Below are 20260 nucleotides of genomic sequence, written 5' to 3'. Positions count from 1 at the left end.
CCGAGCGTATGAACACCGGTCGCCGTCCGTGGAACGGGTGCGGGACGTCGCGTAGCGTTCGATCCGACGAGGGGCGAACGGCGTAACGTGGCCTCCGACATCGACCACGGGGCACGCGCGAAGGAGGTTCTGGGGCGGTCGCGGTGGTGGCAGGTCGTCGCCGCCGCGCTGATGATGGGGCTCATCAGCCCCTACCAGTACGTCTGGTCGTCGATCGAGGGCCCGCTCGCCGCCGACCTCAACGTCCAGCTCTCGGCGCTCAGCGTGGTCTTCACGCTCTTCGTCGCGATCCAGTCCCTCTCGCAGTTCCCGGTCGGCATCTGGCGCGACAACCACGGCCCCCGAACGATCAGCCTCGTCGCGGGCGTGCTCGCCGGCGGGGGCTACCTCGGATTGGCCTACGCGACGGCGATCTGGCAGGTCTACCTGCTCTACTCGCTCGGCGCGCTCGGGGTCGGTATCGTCTACACCGTGGCGGTGAACACCGCGCTCAAGTGGTTCCCCGACAAGCGCGGGCTCACCACCGGGGTCGGCACGATGGCCTTCGCCGCCGGGAGCGCCGTGTTCATCCCGTACGTCCGTGCGAACACGGGCCTGGGGGCCTACTCGGAGGTCCTCCGGAACATGGGTCTCCTGATCGGGGTCGGCATCCTCGTCGGCGCGGTCGCGCTCCGCGACCCGCCGGAGGACTGGCTCGCCGACGACGATGACGACCAACGAACCGCCGCGAACGGGGGCACGACAAGCGGGGACACCCGCCGCCAGTACACCCCGCGCGAGGTGCTCCGAACCTGGCAGTTCTGGATCCTGTTCGTGACCTTCACGTTCGTCAACGCCGCCGGCCTGTTGGTGACGGCGAAGGTGGTCTCGTTCGCCCAGAGCTTCGGGCTCGCCGCCGCGGTCGCCACCACCTCCGCGACGGTGCTCGCCCTAGTCGGCGGCCTCAGCCGGATCGTCGTCGGTGGGGTCTCGGACAGGGTCTCCCGAAAGTGGGCTATCGTGGTGATGTCGCTGGTCTCGGGGCTCGGGCTGTTCGCGATGGTCTGGCTCGGCCGGCTGGGGTCCGGGGTGGGGTTCATCGCCGCCGTGGTCGTCACCACCTTCTTCTGGAGCCCGCAGTTCACGCTCTATCCCAGTCTCGTCGGCGACTACTACGGCGAGGCGAACTCCTCCAGCAACTACGCGCTGGTCTACATGGGCAAGGTCGGCGGCGGCGTGCTCGGCGGTGCGGTCGCGGGCTGGCTGATCGCGGTCGCGGGCTGGACGCCGACCTTCCTCGCCGGTGGCGTGCTCGCGATCCTCGCGGGTCTCATGTCCATCGCCCTCAAACCGCCCGAGTAACCGTTCCCGATCGCTGCCGATAGTTCTCTCGACCCGTCGGCCCGCGTCACCCCTTGAAGGACCCGTCCCCGGATGGTCGGTCGTCGCTGCGGATCGGCCCCGTGTCGTCGACGATACATCCCACGCGGAGTTCCGGCGAGCCTGTCTCGGGTGTGGATCCTGCACTGGGTAGGGAACGGTGAGTGCTCGATGTGCGACCTCACCCGAGGGCTGTTCCGCTTTCGATACGTTGGTACGCTCCATGTGGGAACCCGAAATCACGGTCGTGGGGAGCGCCTCGGGAGTCGGGGGCGCTCTCGTCGAGTTCGACCCCGGAACCGGGGTGGTTTTCGCGGCGGCCATCGCGCTCGCGGTCGTCCACCTGCTCGCGGGTGGACTCCGCGCCATCGATCGTATCCCGCGGAGCGGGTGGCTCTCGTTCGGGGGCGGCATCTCGGTCGCGTACGTCTTCGTTCACCTGTTCCCCGAACTCCAAGAACGGGGCGAGATACTCGAGGAGAGCGACCTCTTCGTCGCGGCTTTCTTCGAGCATCACGTCTATCTCGTCGCGCTCACCGGGTTCGCCGTGTTCTACGGTCTCGAACGGCTGGTCACCCGTTCGCAACAGGACGACGCCCCGTTTGGGATCTCGCTACCGGCTGCTGGGGTCTTCTGGATCCACATCGGCTCGTTCGCGCTCTACAACGCGATCATCGGCTACCTCCTCCACGACCGGGCCGGTCCCACGGCGACCGTCCTGTTCGCCGTCGCCATGGGAGTGCACTTCGTCGTCAACGACGCCAGCCTGCGCGAGGACCACGAACACCGATATCACGACGTCGGTCGGTGGGTGCTCTCGTTCGCGGTCGTCGTCGGGGCGGCCATCGGCGCGTTCTTCGAGGTCGGCGAGGCGCTCGTCGCCGTGTTGGTCGCCTTCCTGGCCGGCGGGATCATCCTCAACGTGATCAAGGAGGAGCTCCCCGAGAACTTCGAGAGTCGGTGGTGGGCGTTCGCGGTCGGCGCGGCGGGCTACACCGCCGTCCTGCTGCTCGTCTGAGGTGTCGGCCACCGCAACTGGCGATCGAGTGACTCCTCCACACCTGCGTGCTCGGGTCCACGGTGGACTCGTGCGGATTCAGTAGCCGGCGACGGTGCCGTCCTTTCGGGGTTCGGTCGCACCCGAGAGGATCCCCTCGTTGTTTCGCGCTATCTGTGCGCCGCCGAACTGTACGGGTGGAAGCACCCGAACGTCGTGACCCATCCGCGCGAGTTTGGTCGCGAGGTTTCCATCCATCCGCCCCTCGATCGCGAGCGAGCCGTCCTCGCGGTAGCGCCATCGCGGGAGGTCGAGCGCGGCCTGGAGCGGGAGGTCGTAGTCCATGACGTTCGAGATGGTCTGGACGTGGCCCTGGGGCTGCATGAACCCGCCCATCACGCCGAAGGCGGCCCAGTCGTCGCGGCCCTCGTCGGGCGCGAAGTCCACGAGGCCAGGGATCAGGGTGTGGAACGGCCGTTTGCCCGGCTCGAGGCTGTTCGGGTGGTCGGGGTCGAGCGAGAACGACGCGCCGCGGTTCTGGAGGGCGATCCCGGTGTCGCCGGCGACCAGCCCGCTCCCGAAGCCCGCGAAGCGCGAGTTGATGAACGAGACCACGTTGCCCGCGGCGTCGGCGACACAGAGGAGGACGGTATCTGCGTCCTCGGCGTGTGAGTCAGGGACGCCAAAGCTCACGTCGCTCGCGGTCGCGTCGACGTCGTTCGCTCGCTCCGCCGCCCACGCCTCGGACGCGAGCGGCGGTACGTCTTCGTAGGTCGGATCGGTGATGTAGCGGTGGCCGTCGTGGAACGCGCGTTTGGTGGCCTCCGCGAAGTAGTGAACCCGCTCGGGCGTGTCGAGCGGATGGCTACCGGCGTCGATCTCTTCGGCAATATTCAGCGCTTCGAGCGCAATCAATCCCTGATTGTTCGGCGGGAGTTCGTAGACCTCCGCACCGTTGTAGCGCGTCGAGACCGGGTCGGGGAAGGCCGGCTCGAAGGCCGCGAGGTCGTCGGTGGTGAGAAAACCGCCCTTCGACTGAATCTCCTCGGCGATCGCCTCACCGATCCGACCCTCGTAGACCACGTCCGCACCCTCTGTGGCGATCGCCTCCAGGCTCTCACCGAGTCGAGGCAGACGCATGCGCTCGCCGACCGTCGGCGCGTGGCCGTCGTTCAGGTACGCCTCGGCGGCGTTCTCGTCGGTGAACAGGCTCTCGGCACCCTTCCAGTGGTCGGCGATGACCTCCGTGACGGGATACCCATCCGTCGCGTAGCGGATCGCGGGCTGAAGCGCGTCGCTCAGGGTTCCACAGCCGAAGCGCTCGATGGTCGTCTCCCACCCCCGCGCCGTCCCGGGGATGGTGACGGCGTGCGGACCGAGGAACGGCATCCCGCGCTCGCCGCCGCTGTCGACCGCCGCTCCGCGGTCTTCGGGATACCACTCGTCGGCGTCCGCGTGGGTCTCGACCGACTCGCGGACGTTCTCGATCGTGGCCTCGGCGGGCGCGCCGCCACAGGACGACATCGCGCCGACCTCGCCGTCGGCGGTGCGGTAGAGCGCGAAGACGTCGCCGCCGAGGCCCGTGCTCGTCGGTTCGACGACGTTGAGCGCCGCGGCGGTGGCGACGGCGGCGTCGAAGGCGTTGCCGCCCTCCCGGAGGGTCTCGACACCCGCTTCGGCGGCGAGCGGCTGGCTGGTGGCGACGACCCCCTCGGTGGCGTAGACGGTCGAGCGGCGGGAGGTGAATCGATCGAGATCGGGTGCTGGCATGCCACCACTCCACCGGCCACCATCGTAAATCCCCTGCCGACCGGACCCGCCGTCCGACGAGGGATCGCCCGTTCGCACGCGACGGTCTCAGCCGCTGATGGAGACCCGGTTGAACTTCTGTTTGTAGTCGCCGGCGACCCCGAACGGCGGGATGTCGACCGCCTCGTACCAGAACCGCGGGGTCGTCTCGTGGTAGACCGGGAGGCTCGCCACCGTCTCCCAGTTCGCCTCCTCCATCGTGACATAGGCGTCGTTGCGGGCCTGCTGGGCCGCGTCGGTCGGTGCGGGGTTCTCCTGAACCGTCTCCCACGCCGAGATGGCGCGCTGGGCGGTCTCGGTGTCCGTCGGCTGGTTCGAGTACGACTCGGGCGAGGCCGCACTGGTGTCCGAGGTCGCGGGGTTCAGGTGTTTGAGGAAGGCGTCCGGCGCGGCCCACGGCACGATCCACCCGAGCGTGAACGCCTCGACGTTGCCGTTCTGGATCTGTTCGAGCAGCGCCGAGAACTGGATCTGCTGGATCGTCATCTCGATGTGGGCGCTCGCGAGCTGGTCGCGGAGGAGCTTCGCGGTCTGGAGCCACGTGTCGGACTGGTAGATCGTGAACCCGAGTTCGAACGGGTCGTTCTGGCTGTAACCCGCCTCCTCCATCACCCGACGGGCCTCGTCGAGTTGTGTCTCGTTGTAGCCGTAGGGGTACTGCTGTTTCGCGTGGCGCTGGTAGGCCTCCGGGCCGCCGGGGTAGATGCTCGGGACGGTGTAGTGGTACGCCGGTAGCCCACGACCCTTGAACACCTGGTCGACGACGGTGGACTGGTCGAGGGCGTACGCCATCGCCTTCCGGACGGGCGTCGGCACGTTCGGGACGTTGAAACCGATGTAGTAGACCGACAGCGACGGCACTTCGAGGTAGTTCACCGTCTCGCCGTTCTTGAGCGGACCGTAGGTGCCGTGGCGTCGGCCCTGGTCGTCGGTACGTTCGATCGTGGCCTTCTCCTGTTGGTACTGGGCGGTCGGGATGTTGAAGACGTCCGCGTTCCGGCCGACCACGTAGTTGTAGATGGAGCTCGAGTCCTCGATTATCTGCCAGTTGACCCCCGAGACCTGCGGGACCTCGCCGTGGTAGTTCTCGAACCGCTCGACGTCGACTGCGGTGCCGGCTTCCATGCCCGCGAATCGGAACGGCCCCGCGCCGACGGGGTCGTTCGCGAACGCGCCCTGCTCCATCTCGCCGTCATAGCCCTCGATGTCGCCGACGATCCCCTCGGGGACCGCCGCGAACTGGTTGTTCGAGAGCACCTGGAGCGCGGCGTGGAACGGCTGTTCGATCTCGAAGCGGAAGGTGTAGTCGTCGACCGCCTCGGTGGCGAGCGTGCCGGGTCTGTAGGCGTCGTCGCCGTCGGTCTCGTGGGCGATCCCGACCGAATCGAGGATGTCCGCGACCGCCTGGGAGTTCGGCGACGCCGCGAGGCGCTCGTAGCTGTAGACGAAGTCGTTCGCGGTGACCTCGTCGCCGTTGTGGAACGTGACCCCCTCCTTCAGCGAGAAGGTGTAGGTCGTGTAGTCGTCGGAGACCTCGTAATCGGCCGCGATGAGGTTCGTGACCGGTATCTCGCCGTTCGGGTAGGTCATCAGCCCGTCGAAGACCTGCGTGGTCACCGCCCCCGAGGCCGTGTCGGACGCCGCGACGGGGTCGAACGACGAGACGCTGGCGCTGACGAGGTCGAGCCGACCGCGCTCGTTCGACCCGCCGCTCGCGCCGGCGGTGGCGTTCCCGGCGCTTGCGTTGCCGGCGGCTCCGTCGGAACCACCGCCGCTGCCGTTGGCGCTCGACCCGTTCGACCCATTCGACCCGCCATCACTACCCCCACCGGAACAACCCGCGAGCGCGGCCGCACCCGCCGCGCCCGTCGCCAGAAGGAATCGTCGCCTCGTCCGCCGGCCACTGCTGTCGTTTGTCACGGTATACGTTATCGCGAACACACCCCGGAAATCACTTTCGATAAATTACGTAGCAGAACGGATTCGAAAGGAGTCGCGGGTCGCGACGGGTCGTTCGCCGGTCTCATCGCGCAACGGTGGCTTTCGTCAGCGTGAAAGATATTTTCCATCATCGAAAATCGTTGGGGGTGGATGGAAACCATTATCAGGTTCACGAGCCAACCTGGGGGTGATAGGAACATGGCACGGCTACAGCTCAAGAACCTTCACGCGAAGGTCGCGGAGGGCGGGGAGAAGATCCTCGACGGCGTCGACCTCGAAGTGTCGTCGGGCGAGATCCACGCGCTGATGGGACCCAACGGCTCGGGCAAGTCCACGACCGCGAAGGTCATCGCGGGCCACCCGGCCTACGAGGTCACCGAGGGCGAGGTGCTGGTCCACCTCGACGAGGACGAGTTCGAGGGGATGACGATCCCCGAGGAGAAGCGGACCTGGAACCTCCTCGACCTCGAACCCAACGAACGCGCAGCGGTCGGCGTCTTCCTGGGATTCCAGTACCCCGTCGAGATCGAGGGCGTCACGATGGTGAACTTCCTCCGAACGGCGCTCAACGCCAAGCTCGAAGAGCGCGACGACCTCTTCGAGGAGGGCGAGGCCGAGGTGGAAGAAGAGGAAGACTCGGGCTACGACACCTCGCCGATGGAGGGTAACGTCGACGAGGGCGAGGTCAGCGTCTCGGAGTTCCAGGAGCTGATGGCCGAGAAGATGGACCAGCTCGACATGGACACCACGTTCGCCCAGCGCTACCTCAACGCGGGCTTCTCCGGTGGGGAGAAGAAGCAGAACGAGGTGCTTCAGGCCGCGATCCTCGAGCCGTCGATCGCCGTGCTCGACGAGATCGACTCGGGGCTCGACATCGACCGCCTCCAGGACGTCTCGAAGGGCATCAACGCGCTCCGTGACGAGCAGGGCGCGGGCATCCTCCAGATCACCCACTACCAGCGGATCCTCGACTACGTCGAGCCCGACCACGTCCACGTCATGCTCGACGGCAAGATCGCCACCAGCGGCGGGCCCGAGCTCGCCGAACGCCTCGAGGACGAGGGCTACGACTGGGTCCGCGAAGAGGCATACGAGACAGCCTGATAAGGCTACGACCACTACCAAACAACGAAACAAACCATGAGTTCAGACCAAGACCACCTGCGCGAGACCGACTCCGAGAAGCGCTTCGAGTTCAAGAAGGACGAGGCCTCCGCGTTCAGAACCGAGAAGGGCGCACTCGACGAGGAGACCATCCGGGTCATCTCCGAGGACAAGGACGAGCCCGAGTGGATGCTTGAGCGCCGCCTTCGAGCCCTGAAGCAGTTCCACGCGATGCCGATGCCGACCGACTGGCCGGGCCAGCCCGACCTCTCCGAGGTCGACATCGCGGAGATCGTCCCCTACATCCGACCCGACGTCGACGTCCGCGGTGGCGTCGACGACTGGAGCGAGCTCCCCGACGACATCAAGGACACCTTCGACCAGCTCGGGATCCCCGAGGCCGAGAAGAACGCGCTCTCGGGCGTCGGTGCCCAGTACGAGTCCGAGGTCGTCTACCAGAACATGCAGGAGCGCTGGGAGGAGAAGGGCGTCATCTTCTGCAACATGGACGAGGCGGTCCAGGAATACCCAGAACTCGTCAAGGAACACTTCATGACGGAGAACGTTCCGCCGTCGGACAACAAGTTCGCGGCGCTCCACGGCGCGATCTGGTCCGGCGGGAGCTTCGTCTACGTCCCCGAGGGCGTCACCGTCGACATGCCCGTCCAGGCCTACTTCCGAATGAACTCGGAGGGGATGGGCCAGTTCGAGCACACCCTCATCATCGCCGAGGAGGGCTCGGAGGTCCACTACATCGAGGGCTGTTCGGCCCCGCAGTACGCGAGCTTCAACCTCCACTCCGGCGGCGTCGAGGTCTTCGTTGGCGAGGACGCCCACGTCCAGTACTCCACCGTCCAGAACTGGTCGAAGAACACCTACAACCTCAACACCAAGCGCGCGATCTGTGAGGCCAACGGCACGATGGAGTGGGTCTCGGGCTCGATGGGCTCGAAGGCCACGATGCTCTACCCCTCGACCATCCTGAAGGGCCGCGGTGCGACCGACAACCACATCACGATCGCCTTCGCGGGCGAGGGCCAGAACATCGACACCGGTGCGAAGGTCTACCACAACGCGCCACGAACCAAGTCCACGATCGAATCCAAGTCGATATCGAAGGACGGTGGCCGGACCAACTACCGAGGGCTGGTCCACATCTCCGACGGCGCGGAGCACTCCAGTACATCGGTGGAGTGTGACGCGCTGATGTTCGACAACGAGTCGACCTCCGATACGATGCCGTACATGGAGATCGAGGAGTCGAAGGTCGACGTAGCCCACGAGGCGACGGTCGGAAAGATCGGCGACGAGGACGTCTTCTACCTCCAGTCGCGCGGACTGGACGACGACGACGCCAAGCAGATGATCGTCGCCGGCTTCATCGAACCGATCACCGAAGAGCTCCCGATCGAGTACGCGGTCGAACTCAACCGACTGATCGAACTCGAGATGGAGGGGAGCCTCGGGTAACTCCCGGTCTCGCGACACATGAGTACACAGCTACACGCAAACCTCACGGAGGAGCAGGTACGGGAGATATCGAGCCGGCTCGACGAGCCAGAGTGGCTACTCCAGCAGCGCCTCGACGCGCTCGGCGCGCTCTCGGAACTCGACATGCCGGACGTGATCCGGACGCCGGGTCGTAACTGGACCAACCTCTACGACCTCGACTTCGAGTCGTTGGTCGACCCGCTCAACGCGGCCGAGGAGAAGGACCAGGTGGGCCCCGACGAGGTCGAGGTCATGTCGATCGCCGAGGCGCTCGACAGCCACGAGGAGCTCGTTCGCGAGCACTTCGGCAGCGTCATCGACCCGCAGGAGAACTACCTCACGGCGCTCCAGACCGCGCTGTTCTCGACCGGCACAGTGGTGGTCGTCCCCGACGGCGTCGACGCCGAGGACATCACGGTGCGGACCCGGATGAACTCCCGGTCGCTGTTCAACTACACCCTCGTCATTACTGGCAAATCGAGCTCGGCGACGATCCTCGAACGCCAGACGACCGGGGAGGAGGTGGACGGTGAACGCTACTACTCCGGACTCGTCGAGATCGCCGCGGGCGAGAACTCCAACGTCCAGTACGGCTCGCTCCAGAACCTCGACGAGACGAGCTACGACTACACCCTGAAGCGCGGCCACGCCGACGTCAACGCCACGATCAACTGGATCGAGGGCAACGTCGGCTCGCGACTCACGAAGTCCTCGGTCGAGACGCGACTGCTGGGTGAGGGCTCCGAGACCCACATCGTCGGGGCCTTCTTCGGCCACAACGACCAGCACTTCGACGTCGCCTCGCGGGTGTGGCACGAGGCCGAACACACGACCGCCGACCTCGTGACCCGCGGCGTGCTCGACGACCACGCCCGGTCGGTCTACGAGGGCGTCCAGGACGTCGGCCGGGACGCGTGGAACACGAGTTCCTACCAGCGCGAGAACACCCTGATGCTGAGCGACGAATCGGAGGCCGACGCCTCGCCGAAGCTCATCATCAACAACCACGACACCGAGGCCTCCCACGCCGCGTCGGTGGGGCAGGTCGACGAACTGGACCTGTTCTACATGACCTCGCGCGGGGTCTCGCCGCGGACGGCGCGGAACATGCTCGTGGAGGGGTTCTTCGTGCCGGTGCTCGAAGAGATCGCGGTCGAGGAGTTCCGCGACGACCTCTCGGGGCTCGTGGCGGCGCGCCTTCGGGAGTAATCGTTTAAGTCCCTGGGGTCCGGAATCGTGCTATGACCGCTTCGGAGGTATCGATTTTCGTGCGCGTTTCGACCGGGTGGTCGGGATGAGCGTCAGCCAACCGGTGGCCTCGGACCACCAGCTCGCACGCCTGCTCCAGATCGGCATGGTCTTGGAGGAGGTCGTGGAGGCACGCGCCAACCAGCACCACCAGTCGTTCGAGGCGGACCTCGACCCCGAGATCGAGGCGCTGCTCGACCACGCGGCCGAGGAGTCCGCGGACCACCGCGACCGGCTCTCGGCGCTGATCGACGAGCTCGACGCCGAGCAGATCCCGTTCGACCAGATCTCGCCGCTGGTGGCCGAACACTACGACCACGACCGCGACACCGACGGCGTGCTCTACGACCAGCTCGCGAACGAGGAGACGGCGTACAAGTTCTACGACGACCTCATCGGCGCGATCGAGGCGAGCGAGGCCACGTTCAGCATCGAGCGCGACCGACTGGTCGAGACGCTCGCGGGGATCCGCGCCGAGGAGGCCGACGGGGCGGAGGACGTCACGAAACTCATGGAGGCACGCGAATGACGACGGCATTCCGACAACGCGATCCGGAGACGAGGTTTCAATGAACACTGCAGAACAATATCTCAAGGCGATCTATCTCGTCCAGCAGATCGAGAACGGTCCGGCGTCCACCGGCAAGCTGGCCGACTCGCTCGGCGTGAGCCCCGCGAGCGCGAACGAGATGATCGGGAAACTCGAAGCCCGCGGGCTCGCCGACCACGAGAAGTACAAGGGCGTGACGCTCACCGACGAGGGGATCGAGCGGGCGCGCGACTCGCTCCAGACCTACTGCATCATCGAGCGGTTCCTGGTCTCGGTGCTCGGCGTCGAGGACTACCGCACCGAGGCCAGTCAGCTCGAAAGCGTGATCGACGAGACGGTGGCCGAACGCCTCGACACCATCATCGACCGCGAGTGCGAGTGTCCCGACTGTTTCGCCCCCGACGAGGACGTCTGTGAACTCCTCGACGCCGAACCCAGCGCGGCGGACTGACCTCTCGAAGCGTTCAAGTACGCATCGACGGTACCCAAGACCGGAGTCCCGTGGTGTCTCGCCGAACGAAGCGAGGCGAGGCTCGGAACGCGAGGGAAGCGAGCGTTCCGGTGGTGAGAAAACCCGAAGGGTTTTCGATACTCACGGGACGACGACTGAGATGAGGAGTCCCGTGGTGGTGAGCAAATCCGCAGGATTTGCGAGGTACACGGGACGAGCGAACGAAGTGAGCGCAGTCCCGTGGTGTAGTGGCCAATCATAACGGCCTTTGGAGCCGTTGACGGCAGTTCGAATCTGCCCGGGACTATCGAAATTCGCCAGTACGAGGCCGCTTCACAGCAGATCCGCACAAAGCTTATGCTCTTTTCAGCGGGATTTCTATCGTGAAGAACCTGCAAGACGTCAGTGAATCCGAGAAACGAGAGGGAACACTATCCAACGCGACCCACATCGAAGACGGATCCAACAGTACCTCGCGACGCCGTTTTCTCAAAACGAGCGCCGTCGGGGTAGCGGGTCTCGGGACGCTTGGCGCAGTAGGCCATGCGGCAGCAGCCACTGGAGAGCATACCCTCATTATCGAAGGCATCGGCGACAGAACAACCACGTCATATTCGTTCACTGTTGGAAGTAATCTACAGAAAAGCACTGCTGGTGGAGCCAGAATCGATGAGAATCAGGACTGGATCGACGGGCAGAGTGGGCACGGTGCCGTTATCAGTGAAACGAACGCCTACACGTTCGATGGCCCCCTCTATTCGTTTGATTTCAGGGGGTCTGACGATATCCAGGTGACTCTCGATGGAGAACCCGCCCGCGTAGGCAATCGGCCGGACCACCTCCTCGTCATCGAGGGAACTGGTCCGACGACATCGTACTCGTTCACAGCAGGACCAACCCTCGAAAAAAGCACGGCCTATGGCGCAACCGTCGATAGTTTGGACCAGGTCATACAACAGAGTGCGCATGGCGCAGTCGGTCGAGGGAAGGACGCCTATACGTTCGACGGCGACCTCCACTCGTTCGACTTCGACCGATCAGGAGCGGTACAGGTCACGCTCGATGGGTTGCCTACGCGCGTCGGTCAACGACCGGACCACCTCCTCCTCATCGAGGGGACCGGATCGAACACGCCGTACACGTTCTCTACAAGTGGTGAGGTCCGCAAGAGCAGTGCCTACGGGGCGACTATCGACGGCAGCGATCGTCTCGGGGGAACGATCAACGACCGTTCCGGGAGGTTGGTGAGCGGCTCGGTCCAATCCGGGAAGGACGCCTACGGATTCGATGGTACGTTACAGACGTTCGATTTCGATGCGGACGGGTCGCTGCGGGTCACCATCGATGGAAAGGCCGCACACGTCGGGAACCGACCAGACCACCTCCTCGAGATCGAAGCGAACGGGGAGAGATGCAAGTACATCGTCGAAACGGAAGGCGGGATCTACGAGATAGATGGTATCGACCCGGAAGACGAGGTCAGTGAGCGGAATGCCATTGGATACGTAGAAGGGTCGGATAGGGACGTCTATGCCTACGATGGGCAACTGTACGCCATCAACGCCGACGAGTTTTCGGCCACCTTCCGAAGAGACGGTGAAGAGTTCCAGCCGGACCCGTACTGAATAGGTTCCAGACGGCCGCAGACAGACTCGCCGATCGCTTTCGGTGGTGTCGCGACAACCAACCCCACTCCCGACGGCTATCAAGACTCCGTCTCGGGCGCATCGACCTCGAGGATCCGTGCGCCGCACGCGACGCAGGAGACGGCGAGCACCTCGTGTGACCGACAGCAGGACCGAACGGTGGTTTCGCCGAAGACCACCTCGCCGTCACAGGTCGGACAGCGATCGAGGAAGACCCGGAGGCCGTTGACGGCCTGGCTCCGGCCTTCTATCGAGAGCCGACCCCAGTCCTCGTATCGCGACGAGAGTTCGACCGCGGCCGCGAGGTCGGCGAGGAACGCCGCCCGGGACTCCCAGTAGCCAACCGGTCTGCTTTCGGTGTGCGCCATGACGACGCCGTCGGGGTTCTCGTCGTCGAGGTGGACCGTCTCGTCGATGCCCAACAGCGTGTGGAGGGCGCGTTCTTCGGTCCCTTCGGTTCGGATCCGGTCGATGTGGTCGTGCCACGCGGCACGGAACGTCGGTACGAGACGGAGGTCGTCCGTCCCGGGGTCGGGTTCGACGGCGTCGGCCGCCGACAGCAACGCCTCGGGGTCGTCGAGGAACGTCGACTCCGAGGCTTCGGCCGGTCGATCGGTCGCCGGCCGGTCCGCGGGGGGAGCGGGGCGCGAGTCGGTTTTGTCGAACGCGCGGAGCACGGGTTCGGGGAAGTACCGTCGGGTGAAGGCTGGTGTTCCAGGGACGAGGTATCCTCGGAGGTAGATCGCGAGGAGACCGAACGCGACCACGCCCGCGCCGGCGGGGAGCCAGACGAGCGCGACCAGCGCGCCGGCCACGGCCGCGATACCGACATTGGTCGCCGTACACGGGAGACACCGGTTCTCGCCGGTGTACTCGGGTCGGCGGAATCGATCGAGCGAGAACGCTGGGCACACGGTCGTTTCCCGTTCTCGCCAGCGTCGTATAAACGTAGCCGCCCGGCGGTTGGTCGCGAACGAATCCCGATCTCGTGGCCGGAAACGTCGACGGCGCGGACGCGGCCCGACCGTATTTTGTCCGTTCCCCGACCCTTATCCGACGGACGGCGCTACGATCGAGTGATGACGAATGGTTCTGATCTCTCGACCGAAGCGGTCCGAAACCGATCGAGCGTCGCCGATCATACCGCGGTCGTCACGGGCGGGTCGAGCGGTATCGGGCGCGAGATAGCCGCAACGTTCGTCGCCGACGGAGCCGACGTGGTGGTCTGTTCACGTTCCCAAGCGGACGTCGAAACCGTCGCCGACGATCTGAACGGCCAGGACCTCCCGGGTGAGGTCCTCCCCGTCGAGGCCGACGTCACCGACCGCGGGGACGTTGAGGCGCTCGCCGAGGCCACCGTCGAGGAGTTCGGCGGGGTCGATATCCTCGTGAACAACGCGGGCGGGGGCGGTGACCTCTCACATCTCGACTCGCTCGACCCCGACGAGTGGGACCGACTCGTTCGGGTGAACCTCACCGGCACCTACAACGTGACCCGTGCGTTCGCCGACGCGCTCACCGACGGCGGCGGCGCGGTGGTCAACACCGCGAGCATGGCGGGGGAGTACGGGATCCCGGGGATGTCGGCCTACGGTGCGGCGAAGGCGGGCGTCATCTCGCTCACCCGCACGCTCGCGAACGAGTGGGCGGGCGAGGACGTCCGGGTCAACGCGGTCTCGCCGGGCTATATCGCCACCGAGACGATCAAAGAGCGGATGGGTGTCGGCGACCCCGATCGGAGCGACGTCGACCGCGAGGTCGGGACTCCGGGCGAGGTCGCGGACCTGGTCCGTTTCCTCGCCAGCCCGGCCGCCTCGTTCGTCACCGGCCACTCGGTCGTGATCAAAGGCCCGCCCGTGACGCCCGCCGATCCGGACTCGGCGTAACGGATCCACCGCATCGACCCGACCGCTTATCCCGATTCGGTGGCTCGTCCCGGTATGGCAGACGTGACCATCGACATGAGCGACCGTGAACTCGAGGACGCCGCCACCGAACTCGCCACCGCCCGCGACGGCCTCGGTGCCGACGGCTCGCTCACCGTCGACCTCCAGAACCTCGACGCGCCGACCGCGCTCGCCTTCTTCGAGGGTGCGCTCGACGCGGGCTACCGCCCGACGATCACTACCCTCGACGCCGAGCCGAGCGGGAATCAGAGCATCCTCGGGATGCTCCAGGACGACGAGAAGGTCCACATCGACCGGCTCTCGCTCGAACTCGGGGCCTGAGAACGCGAACGGTGGTTTACCCGTCTCGGATGCGTACGCCGAGCCATGACCGTCACCGAGCGAAACCGGCTCGATACCGAACGGAGTCCCTACCTTCGCCAGCACGCCGACAACCCCGTCAACTGGCAGCCCTGGGACGACGACGCGCTCGACGCGGCCCGCGAGCACGACGTCCCGATCTTCCTCTCGATCGGCTACTCGTCGTGTCACTGGTGTCACGTCATGGCCGACGAGAGCTTCGAGGACGAGCGGGTTGCGGAACGGCTCAACGAGGCGTTCGTCCCGATAAAAGTCGATAGGGAGGAGCGGCCCGACCTCGACAGGCTCTACCAGACGGTGATCGGGATGGTGAGCGGGAGAGGCGGATGGCCGCTCTCGGTCTGGCTCACGCCCGACGGCCGCCCCTTCTACATCGGGACCTACTTCCCGCCGGAGGCGAAACGCGGCCAGCCCGGGTTTCTCGACCTCCTCGATTCGATCACCGAGGCGTGGGAGACCGAGCGCGAGGACATCGAGGGGCGCGCCGACCAGTGGGCCGACGCGATGGCGGGCGAACTCGAGGACACCCCAGAGCCGGGCGACCCGCCGGGAAGCGAACTCCTCGAAACGGCTGCGAGGAGCGCCGTGCGAAACGCGGACCGGGAGTACGGTGGCTCGGGCCGCGGTCAGAAGTTCCCCCAGACCGGCCGCCTCCGGATCCTGATGGAGGCCGCCGACCGAACCGACGACGAGGAGTTCGGAACCGTCGCCCGCGAGGCCCTCGACGCGATGGCTACTGGGGGATTGCGCGACCACGTCGGCGGCGGGTTCCACCGTTACACCACCGACCGCGAGTGGACGGTCCCCCACTTCGAGAAGATGCTCTACGACAACGCCGAACTCGTCCGGGCCTACCTCGACGGCTACCGGCTGTTCGACGACGAGCGCTACGCCGAGGTCGCCCGTGAGACGCTCGGGTTCGTCGAGCGCGAACTCACGAGTCAGGAGGGAGGGTTCTTCAGCACCCTCGACGCCCAGAGCGTCGGCGAGTCGGGCGAGCGCGAGGAGGGTGCGTTCTACGTCTGGACGCCCGACGAGATCCACGACGCGGTGGGCGACGACCGCGCCGCCGAGCTGTTCTGCGAACGGTACGGGGTCACCGAGTCGGGCAACTTCGAGAACGGAACGACGGTGCTGACGCTGGCCACCGACGTCGAGGCGCTCGCCGACGAGCACGGGACCACCGTCGAGGACGTCGAGGCCGACCTCGAACGCGCCCGCGAGGCCGTGTTCGCGGCGCGCGCCGAGCGCTCGCGACCCAACCGCGACGAGAAAGTTCTCGCTGGATGGAACGGGCTGATGATCGCGGCGTTCGCCGAGGCCGGCCTCGCGCTCGACGCCCGCTTTGCGGAGACCGCGGTGGCGGCGCTCGACTTCGTCCGCGAGGAACTCTGGGACGAAACGGAACACCTCCTCTCCCGTCGGTACAAGGACGGGGAGGTGAAGATCGACGGCTACCTCGAGGATTACGCCTTCCTCGCGCGGGGCGCACTCGCCTGCTACGAGGCGACCGGCGACGTGCGTCACCTCGCATTCGCGCTCGACCTGGCGCGCACCATCGAGTCGGAGTTCTGGGACCCCGAGGAGGGGACCCTCTACTTCACGCCGAGCAGCGGCGAGTCGCTCGTCGCGCGCCCCCAGGAACTCGACGACCAGTCGACGCCTTCTAGTACTGGTGTCGCGGTCGAGACGCTGCTCGCGCTCGACCACTTCGCCCCCAGTGAAAACTTCGCCGGGATCGCCGAGGGCGTGCTCGAAACCCACGCCGAGACGATCGAATCGTCGCCGCTCGCACGCGCCTCGCTCGCGCTCGCGGCCGAACGCCACAGTGCAGGTTCGCTCGAACTCACCGTCGTGGCGGATTCACTACCCGACGCGTGGCGCGAACGGATCGGTCGGGGGTTCCTCCCTGGCCGCGTGCTCGCGCACCGGCCGCCGACCGACGACGAGCTGCGGGGCTGGCTCGACACCCTCGGCCTCGCGGAAGCCCCGGCGATCTGGGCCGACCGCACTCAGCGCAACGACGATCCCACGATCTACGTCTGTCGGTCGTTCACCTGTTCGCCACCGCAGACGGATATCGAGGAGGCGCTGGGGTGGATCGGAAAACTCGGCACCGAGGCGGGAACCGACCTCGAATCGGAACTCGGTTTCGACGGAAACTGAGAACGGTTCCTTTCTACGGACTCACTGGTGGCCCGAGACGGGCACCGGCCCGTAGGGCGCTTCGAGGTACTCGATGTCGCTCTCAGAAAGTGAGATGTCGAGCGCCGCGACGGCGTCTTCTAAGTGTTCGACGCTCGTGGTACCGACGATCGGCGCGTCGACCCAGTCCTTGTGGAGCATCCACGCGAGCGCGATCTGGGCCATCGTCGCGCCCTCGTCGTTCGCGACCTCCTCGACGCGTTCGTTGATCTCCTCGCCACCGTTCGCCGCGTAGGGGTGTTCTCTGGCGTACTCGTCGGTCTCCCCACGCGTGGTGGTGTCGAACTCCTCGTGGGGGCGGGTGAGGTAGCCACGCGCGAGCGGGCTCCACGGGATCACCCCGACGTCCTCCTTCTCGCAGAGCGGCAGCATCTCGCGCTCCTCCTCGCGGTAGGCGAGGCTGTAGTGGTTCTGCATCGTCGCGAACCGTTCGAGGTCCAGCGAATCGCTGGTGTGGAGGGCCTCCGCGAACTGGTGGGCCCACATCGACGAGCCGCCGATGTAGCGCACCTGATTCCGGCGGACGGCGTCGTCGAGCGTCTTCAGTGTCTCCTCGATCGGCGCGTCGTCGTCCCACCGATGGGTCTGATAGAGGTCGATGGTATCTACCCCGAGCCGGTCGAGGGAGTGCTGGAGTTCCTGCTCGATGGCCTTCCGGGAGAGTCCCTGTGCGTTGGGGTTGTCGTCGTCCATCGGGTTGAAGACCTTGGTGGCGAGCACCAGCCAGTCGCGGTCGTAGCCCGAGAGCGCGTTGCCGACGACGCGCTCGGACTCGCCCCGGGAGTACATGTTCGCCGTGTCGAAGAAGTTGATCCCGAGGTCCACCGCTTTGTCGATGATCTCCTCGCTTTCGTCCTCGTCGAGCACCCACTCGCGCCAGTCCGAACTCCCGAAGCTCATACAGCCGAGACAGATCTTGCTGACGGTCATGCCCGTGTTGCCGAGGGTCGTGTATTCCACGCGATTCGTTCGTCGGCGGCTCGCAAAAACCTATCCGCGCCGGCGAGGAACCCGTCCCCATGCCGTCCGAGATCGAACGGACCCCCGACGGCCGCCGGGTCGTCGTTTCGAGAGCTATCGAGACACCGGCCGAGACCGCCTGGCGCGTGCTGACCGACACCGAGCGCTGGCCCGAGTGGGGGCCCTCGGTCGCGGGGGTCAAGTGTGCCGACCGGTTCGTCACCGCCGGATCGCGTGGCTACGTCCGAATTCCGGGTCCAGGGTCACTGTTCGGTCGCGATGCGGGCTCGATGGGACCTCGGATACCGTTTCGCGTGGTCGACTGCGAGAACCACCGCTGGACGTGGCGGGTCGCGGGCATCCCGGCAACGGGCCACCGGGTCGAGGGGGAGGGAGAAACCTGCCGGGTCGCGATCGAGGTGCCGATGCTCGCTGCCGGCTACGTCCCGGTCTGTCGGCGTGCGCTCGGCGAAATCGAGCGGATCGCGCTCCGCGAGCGGAGTTGACTATCGGGCGGAGACGAGCACGTCGCCGACGGAGTGGAGGTCCTCTTCGAGGCCCTCGCCCTCGCAGTCCTCGTTCGGACAGGAGAATCGCCAGCCGTCCCTCGTCGCGGTTCGCTCGGCGAATCGGTCGCCGCATACCTCACAGAACAGCTGGGCGTCCGTGCAGACGTCGCGGTGGAGTTCGAGTTCGAGTTCGGTCCCGAAGGTCCGCTTGCAGTTCCGGCAGGTGTGAGTCATGCCGGACTCATCGACGCCCTCGGATATATGCATGCCGCTTTTCCCACGTAACTGACACGATAGTGAGTGATTCTCTATCACGGTCGGCGGCCGTGGAGCCTCACCGACGGGAGACGAGGGGTTTTGGTGGACGAGACCCTCCATCGGCTATGCCGACCTACCAGCACGAATCGCGGATCCGTGCGCCGTTCGAGGACGTCTGGGACTTCCACTCGAGGATCGAGGGGCTCACCGAAGTCACGCCCGCGTTCATGAACCTTCGGGTGGAGGCGTCGCGCGGCCCCGACGGCGAGCCTGACCCAGAGGTTCTGGAGGAAGGGTCCACGGTCGACCTCTCGATGCGACCGTTCGGCGTCGGGCCGCGCCAGGGCTGGACTTCGACCATCGTCGAACGACGCGAGAGCGAGGGCGCGGCGCTGTTCCGCGACGAGATGAGCGACGGCCCGTTCCCGAGCTGGACGCACACCCACAGCTTCTACGCCGACGGCGCGGAGACCATCGCGCGCGACCGGGTCGAGTACCGCCTCCCGTTCGGCGAACTCGGCCACCTCGCCGGTCCGTTCGCCGTCGTCGGGTTCGAGCCGATGTTTCGGTACCGCCACGCCGAAACACGACGGCTGCTCGAATAGTCCGCGTCGGCGGACGGTATCAACCAACTATTAGTCCGCGGCCATCTCGGTTCCTGTATGGACGTTCGTCTGCTCGAAGCCACCGACGACCCCGAACGCGTGATCTGTACCGCGGCGCGGTGTGATTATTCGTCCGACTACGTCGGCGACCAGTCCTTCGAGGACCTCATGTCGACCATCGAGGGCGACGACCTCGACGAGAAGAAACGAACCCTGATCGGCCACCTCCTCTCCCACGGCCACTTCGGCCCGTTCGAACACCCCCAGGCCACCTTCGCGGTCGAAGGGATCTCCCGATCGTGCATGGCCCAGCTCACCCGCCACCGCCACGTCTCCTTCGACGTCCAGTCGATGCGCTACGTCGCCTTCGACGAGGTCGACCCCGAAGACGTGCGCGAGGGCGCGATGGTGGTGACACCGCCCGCCGTCACGGACGCCGACTGGATCGGTCGGAACCAGCGACGGACCGACACCGACGAGGCGACCGTCGAGCGCCGGCGGGAGGTCTTCCGCGAGTCCGTGACCCAGTCGGTCGAGTCCTATCAGGAGCTCCTCGACCTGGGGATGGCTCCCGAGGACGCCCGGTTCGTGCTCCCCATCGGGACGGAGGTCAACCTCGTCTTCTCGCTCAACGCCCGGATGTTGATGCACGTCGCCGACATGCGTGCCGCCGCCGACAGCCAGTGGGAGATCCGGGAGCTCACGGAGTCGGTGCTCGACCTCGCGGCGGAGTGGTGCCCGATAACCTTCGAGTACTACGACGAGCAGCTGAAGGGGCGGAAGAATCGCCTGGCTCCGTAGGTGTGAGACCTGCATGGTGGTCACAGTGTTTTTATATACTGGTGCGGTGGTGTTGAATA

Annotated in this window: 19 protein-coding genes and 1 tRNA gene; 15 read left to right on the top strand and 5 right to left on the bottom strand. The window is 66.1% G+C overall.

Annotated elements, in window-relative coordinates; all coding sequences use genetic code 11:
• Positions 1-87: 87 nt before the first annotated feature.
• Together GT355_RS05960 and GT355_RS05955 are read left to right on the top strand one after the other, a co-directional pair.
• Positions 88-1341 (top strand): OFA family MFS transporter, encoded by a 1254-nt coding sequence (locus tag GT355_RS05960; RefSeq protein WP_160133757.1) that lies wholly within the window; start codon positions 88-90, stop codon positions 1339-1341.
• A 241-nt stretch (positions 1342-1582) separates the two neighbouring features.
• Positions 1583-2377, top strand: coding sequence for a ZIP family metal transporter (locus tag GT355_RS05955; RefSeq protein WP_192927969.1), 795 nt, complete (start codon positions 1583-1585; stop codon positions 2375-2377).
• A 78-nt stretch (positions 2378-2455) separates the two neighbouring features.
• Here GT355_RS05955 and GT355_RS05950 read toward each other — a convergent pair whose 3' ends face one another.
• The gene (locus GT355_RS05950; RefSeq protein WP_160133756.1) at positions 2456-4126 is read right to left on the bottom strand and encodes a gamma-glutamyltransferase family protein; all 1671 of its coding nucleotides are present in this window, start codon (positions 4124-4126) and stop codon (positions 2456-2458) included.
• Between the two features lie 87 nt (positions 4127-4213).
• Entirely contained in the window at positions 4214-6085 is a 1872-nt protein-coding gene (locus GT355_RS05945; RefSeq protein ID WP_160133755.1) for an ABC transporter substrate-binding protein, read from the bottom strand.
• 219 nt (positions 6086-6304) lie between these two features.
• On the opposite strand from GT355_RS05945, the gene GT355_RS05940 reads away from it, so the two are divergent.
• From GT355_RS05940 to GT355_RS05910, 7 genes are all read left to right on the top strand, one after another.
• Positions 6305-7210 (top strand): ABC transporter ATP-binding protein, encoded by a 906-nt coding sequence (locus GT355_RS05940; protein ID WP_160133754.1) that lies wholly within the window; start codon positions 6305-6307, stop codon positions 7208-7210.
• Between the two features lie 36 nt (positions 7211-7246).
• A complete protein-coding gene (gene sufB / locus GT355_RS05935; RefSeq protein WP_160133753.1) occupies positions 7247-8680 on the top strand; it encodes a Fe-S cluster assembly protein SufB in 1434 nt (477 codons plus the stop codon).
• A gap of 18 nt (positions 8681-8698) precedes the next feature.
• Positions 8699-9910: a Fe-S cluster assembly protein SufD gene (gene sufD, locus GT355_RS05930; RefSeq protein WP_160133752.1), complete on the top strand. Its 1212-nt coding sequence runs from the start codon at positions 8699-8701 to the stop codon at positions 9908-9910.
• Between the two features lie 85 nt (positions 9911-9995).
• Complete coding sequence (locus GT355_RS05925; protein ID WP_120070956.1) at positions 9996-10478, top strand: ferritin family protein; 483 nt, start codon at positions 9996-9998, stop codon at positions 10476-10478.
• 40 nt (positions 10479-10518) lie between these two features.
• Positions 10519-10950: a metal-dependent transcriptional regulator gene (locus GT355_RS05920; protein WP_160133751.1), complete on the top strand. Its 432-nt coding sequence runs from the start codon at positions 10519-10521 to the stop codon at positions 10948-10950.
• Between the two features lie 234 nt (positions 10951-11184).
• Positions 11185-11257: transfer RNA gene (locus GT355_RS05915), tRNA-Gln, on the top strand.
• A 76-nt stretch (positions 11258-11333) separates the two neighbouring features.
• The gene (locus GT355_RS05910; RefSeq protein ID WP_240145726.1) at positions 11334-12575 is read left to right on the top strand and encodes a twin-arginine translocation signal domain-containing protein; all 1242 of its coding nucleotides are present in this window, start codon (positions 11334-11336) and stop codon (positions 12573-12575) included.
• 80 nt (positions 12576-12655) lie between these two features.
• Here the strand turns inward: GT355_RS05910 and GT355_RS05905 are convergent, their stop codons facing one another.
• Positions 12656-13510: a DUF8054 domain-containing protein gene (locus GT355_RS05905; RefSeq protein ID WP_160134010.1), complete on the bottom strand. Its 855-nt coding sequence runs from the start codon at positions 13508-13510 to the stop codon at positions 12656-12658.
• 165 nt (positions 13511-13675) lie between these two features.
• Between GT355_RS05905 and GT355_RS05900 the strand changes: the two genes are divergently transcribed.
• The 3 genes from GT355_RS05900 to GT355_RS05890 are packed head-to-tail and all read left to right on the top strand — an operon-like array spanning position 13676 to position 17029.
• On the top strand, positions 13676-14482 hold the full coding sequence (locus tag GT355_RS05900) for an SDR family NAD(P)-dependent oxidoreductase (RefSeq protein ID WP_240145725.1): 807 nt from the start codon (positions 13676-13678) through the stop codon (positions 14480-14482).
• A gap of 54 nt (positions 14483-14536) precedes the next feature.
• Complete coding sequence (locus GT355_RS05895; RefSeq protein WP_160133750.1) at positions 14537-14824, top strand: hypothetical protein; 288 nt, start codon at positions 14537-14539, stop codon at positions 14822-14824.
• A 45-nt stretch (positions 14825-14869) separates the two neighbouring features.
• On the top strand, positions 14870-17029 hold the full coding sequence (locus tag GT355_RS05890; protein ID WP_160133749.1) for a thioredoxin domain-containing protein: 2160 nt from the start codon (positions 14870-14872) through the stop codon (positions 17027-17029).
• A 21-nt stretch (positions 17030-17050) separates the two neighbouring features.
• Here GT355_RS05890 and GT355_RS05885 read toward each other — a convergent pair whose 3' ends face one another.
• Complete coding sequence (locus GT355_RS05885; protein WP_160133748.1) at positions 17051-18028, bottom strand: aldo/keto reductase; 978 nt, start codon at positions 18026-18028, stop codon at positions 17051-17053.
• A 59-nt stretch (positions 18029-18087) separates the two neighbouring features.
• Between GT355_RS05885 and GT355_RS05880 the strand changes: the two genes are divergently transcribed.
• The gene (locus tag GT355_RS05880) at positions 18088-18534 is read left to right on the top strand and encodes an SRPBCC family protein (RefSeq protein WP_160133747.1); all 447 of its coding nucleotides are present in this window, start codon (positions 18088-18090) and stop codon (positions 18532-18534) included.
• Here GT355_RS05880 and GT355_RS05875 read toward each other — a convergent pair whose 3' ends face one another.
• Positions 18535-18771, bottom strand: coding sequence for a transcriptional regulator (locus tag GT355_RS05875; protein ID WP_192927968.1), 237 nt, complete (start codon positions 18769-18771; stop codon positions 18535-18537).
• A 149-nt stretch (positions 18772-18920) separates the two neighbouring features.
• On the opposite strand from GT355_RS05875, the gene GT355_RS05870 reads away from it, so the two are divergent.
• Together GT355_RS05870 and thyX are read left to right on the top strand one after the other, a co-directional pair.
• Positions 18921-19400, top strand: coding sequence for an SRPBCC family protein (locus tag GT355_RS05870; protein ID WP_160133745.1), 480 nt, complete (start codon positions 18921-18923; stop codon positions 19398-19400).
• Between the two features lie 57 nt (positions 19401-19457).
• Positions 19458-20201 (top strand): FAD-dependent thymidylate synthase, encoded by a 744-nt coding sequence (gene thyX, locus GT355_RS05865; protein ID WP_160133744.1) that lies wholly within the window; start codon positions 19458-19460, stop codon positions 20199-20201.
• The last annotated feature ends 59 nt before the right edge of the window (positions 20202-20260 follow it).

This window comes from Halococcus salsus (assembly GCF_009900715.1).
GTDB classification, from domain to species: domain Archaea; phylum Halobacteriota; class Halobacteria; order Halobacteriales; family Halococcaceae; genus Halococcus; species Halococcus salsus.
This window is presented reverse-complemented; position numbering and strand designations above follow the sequence as displayed.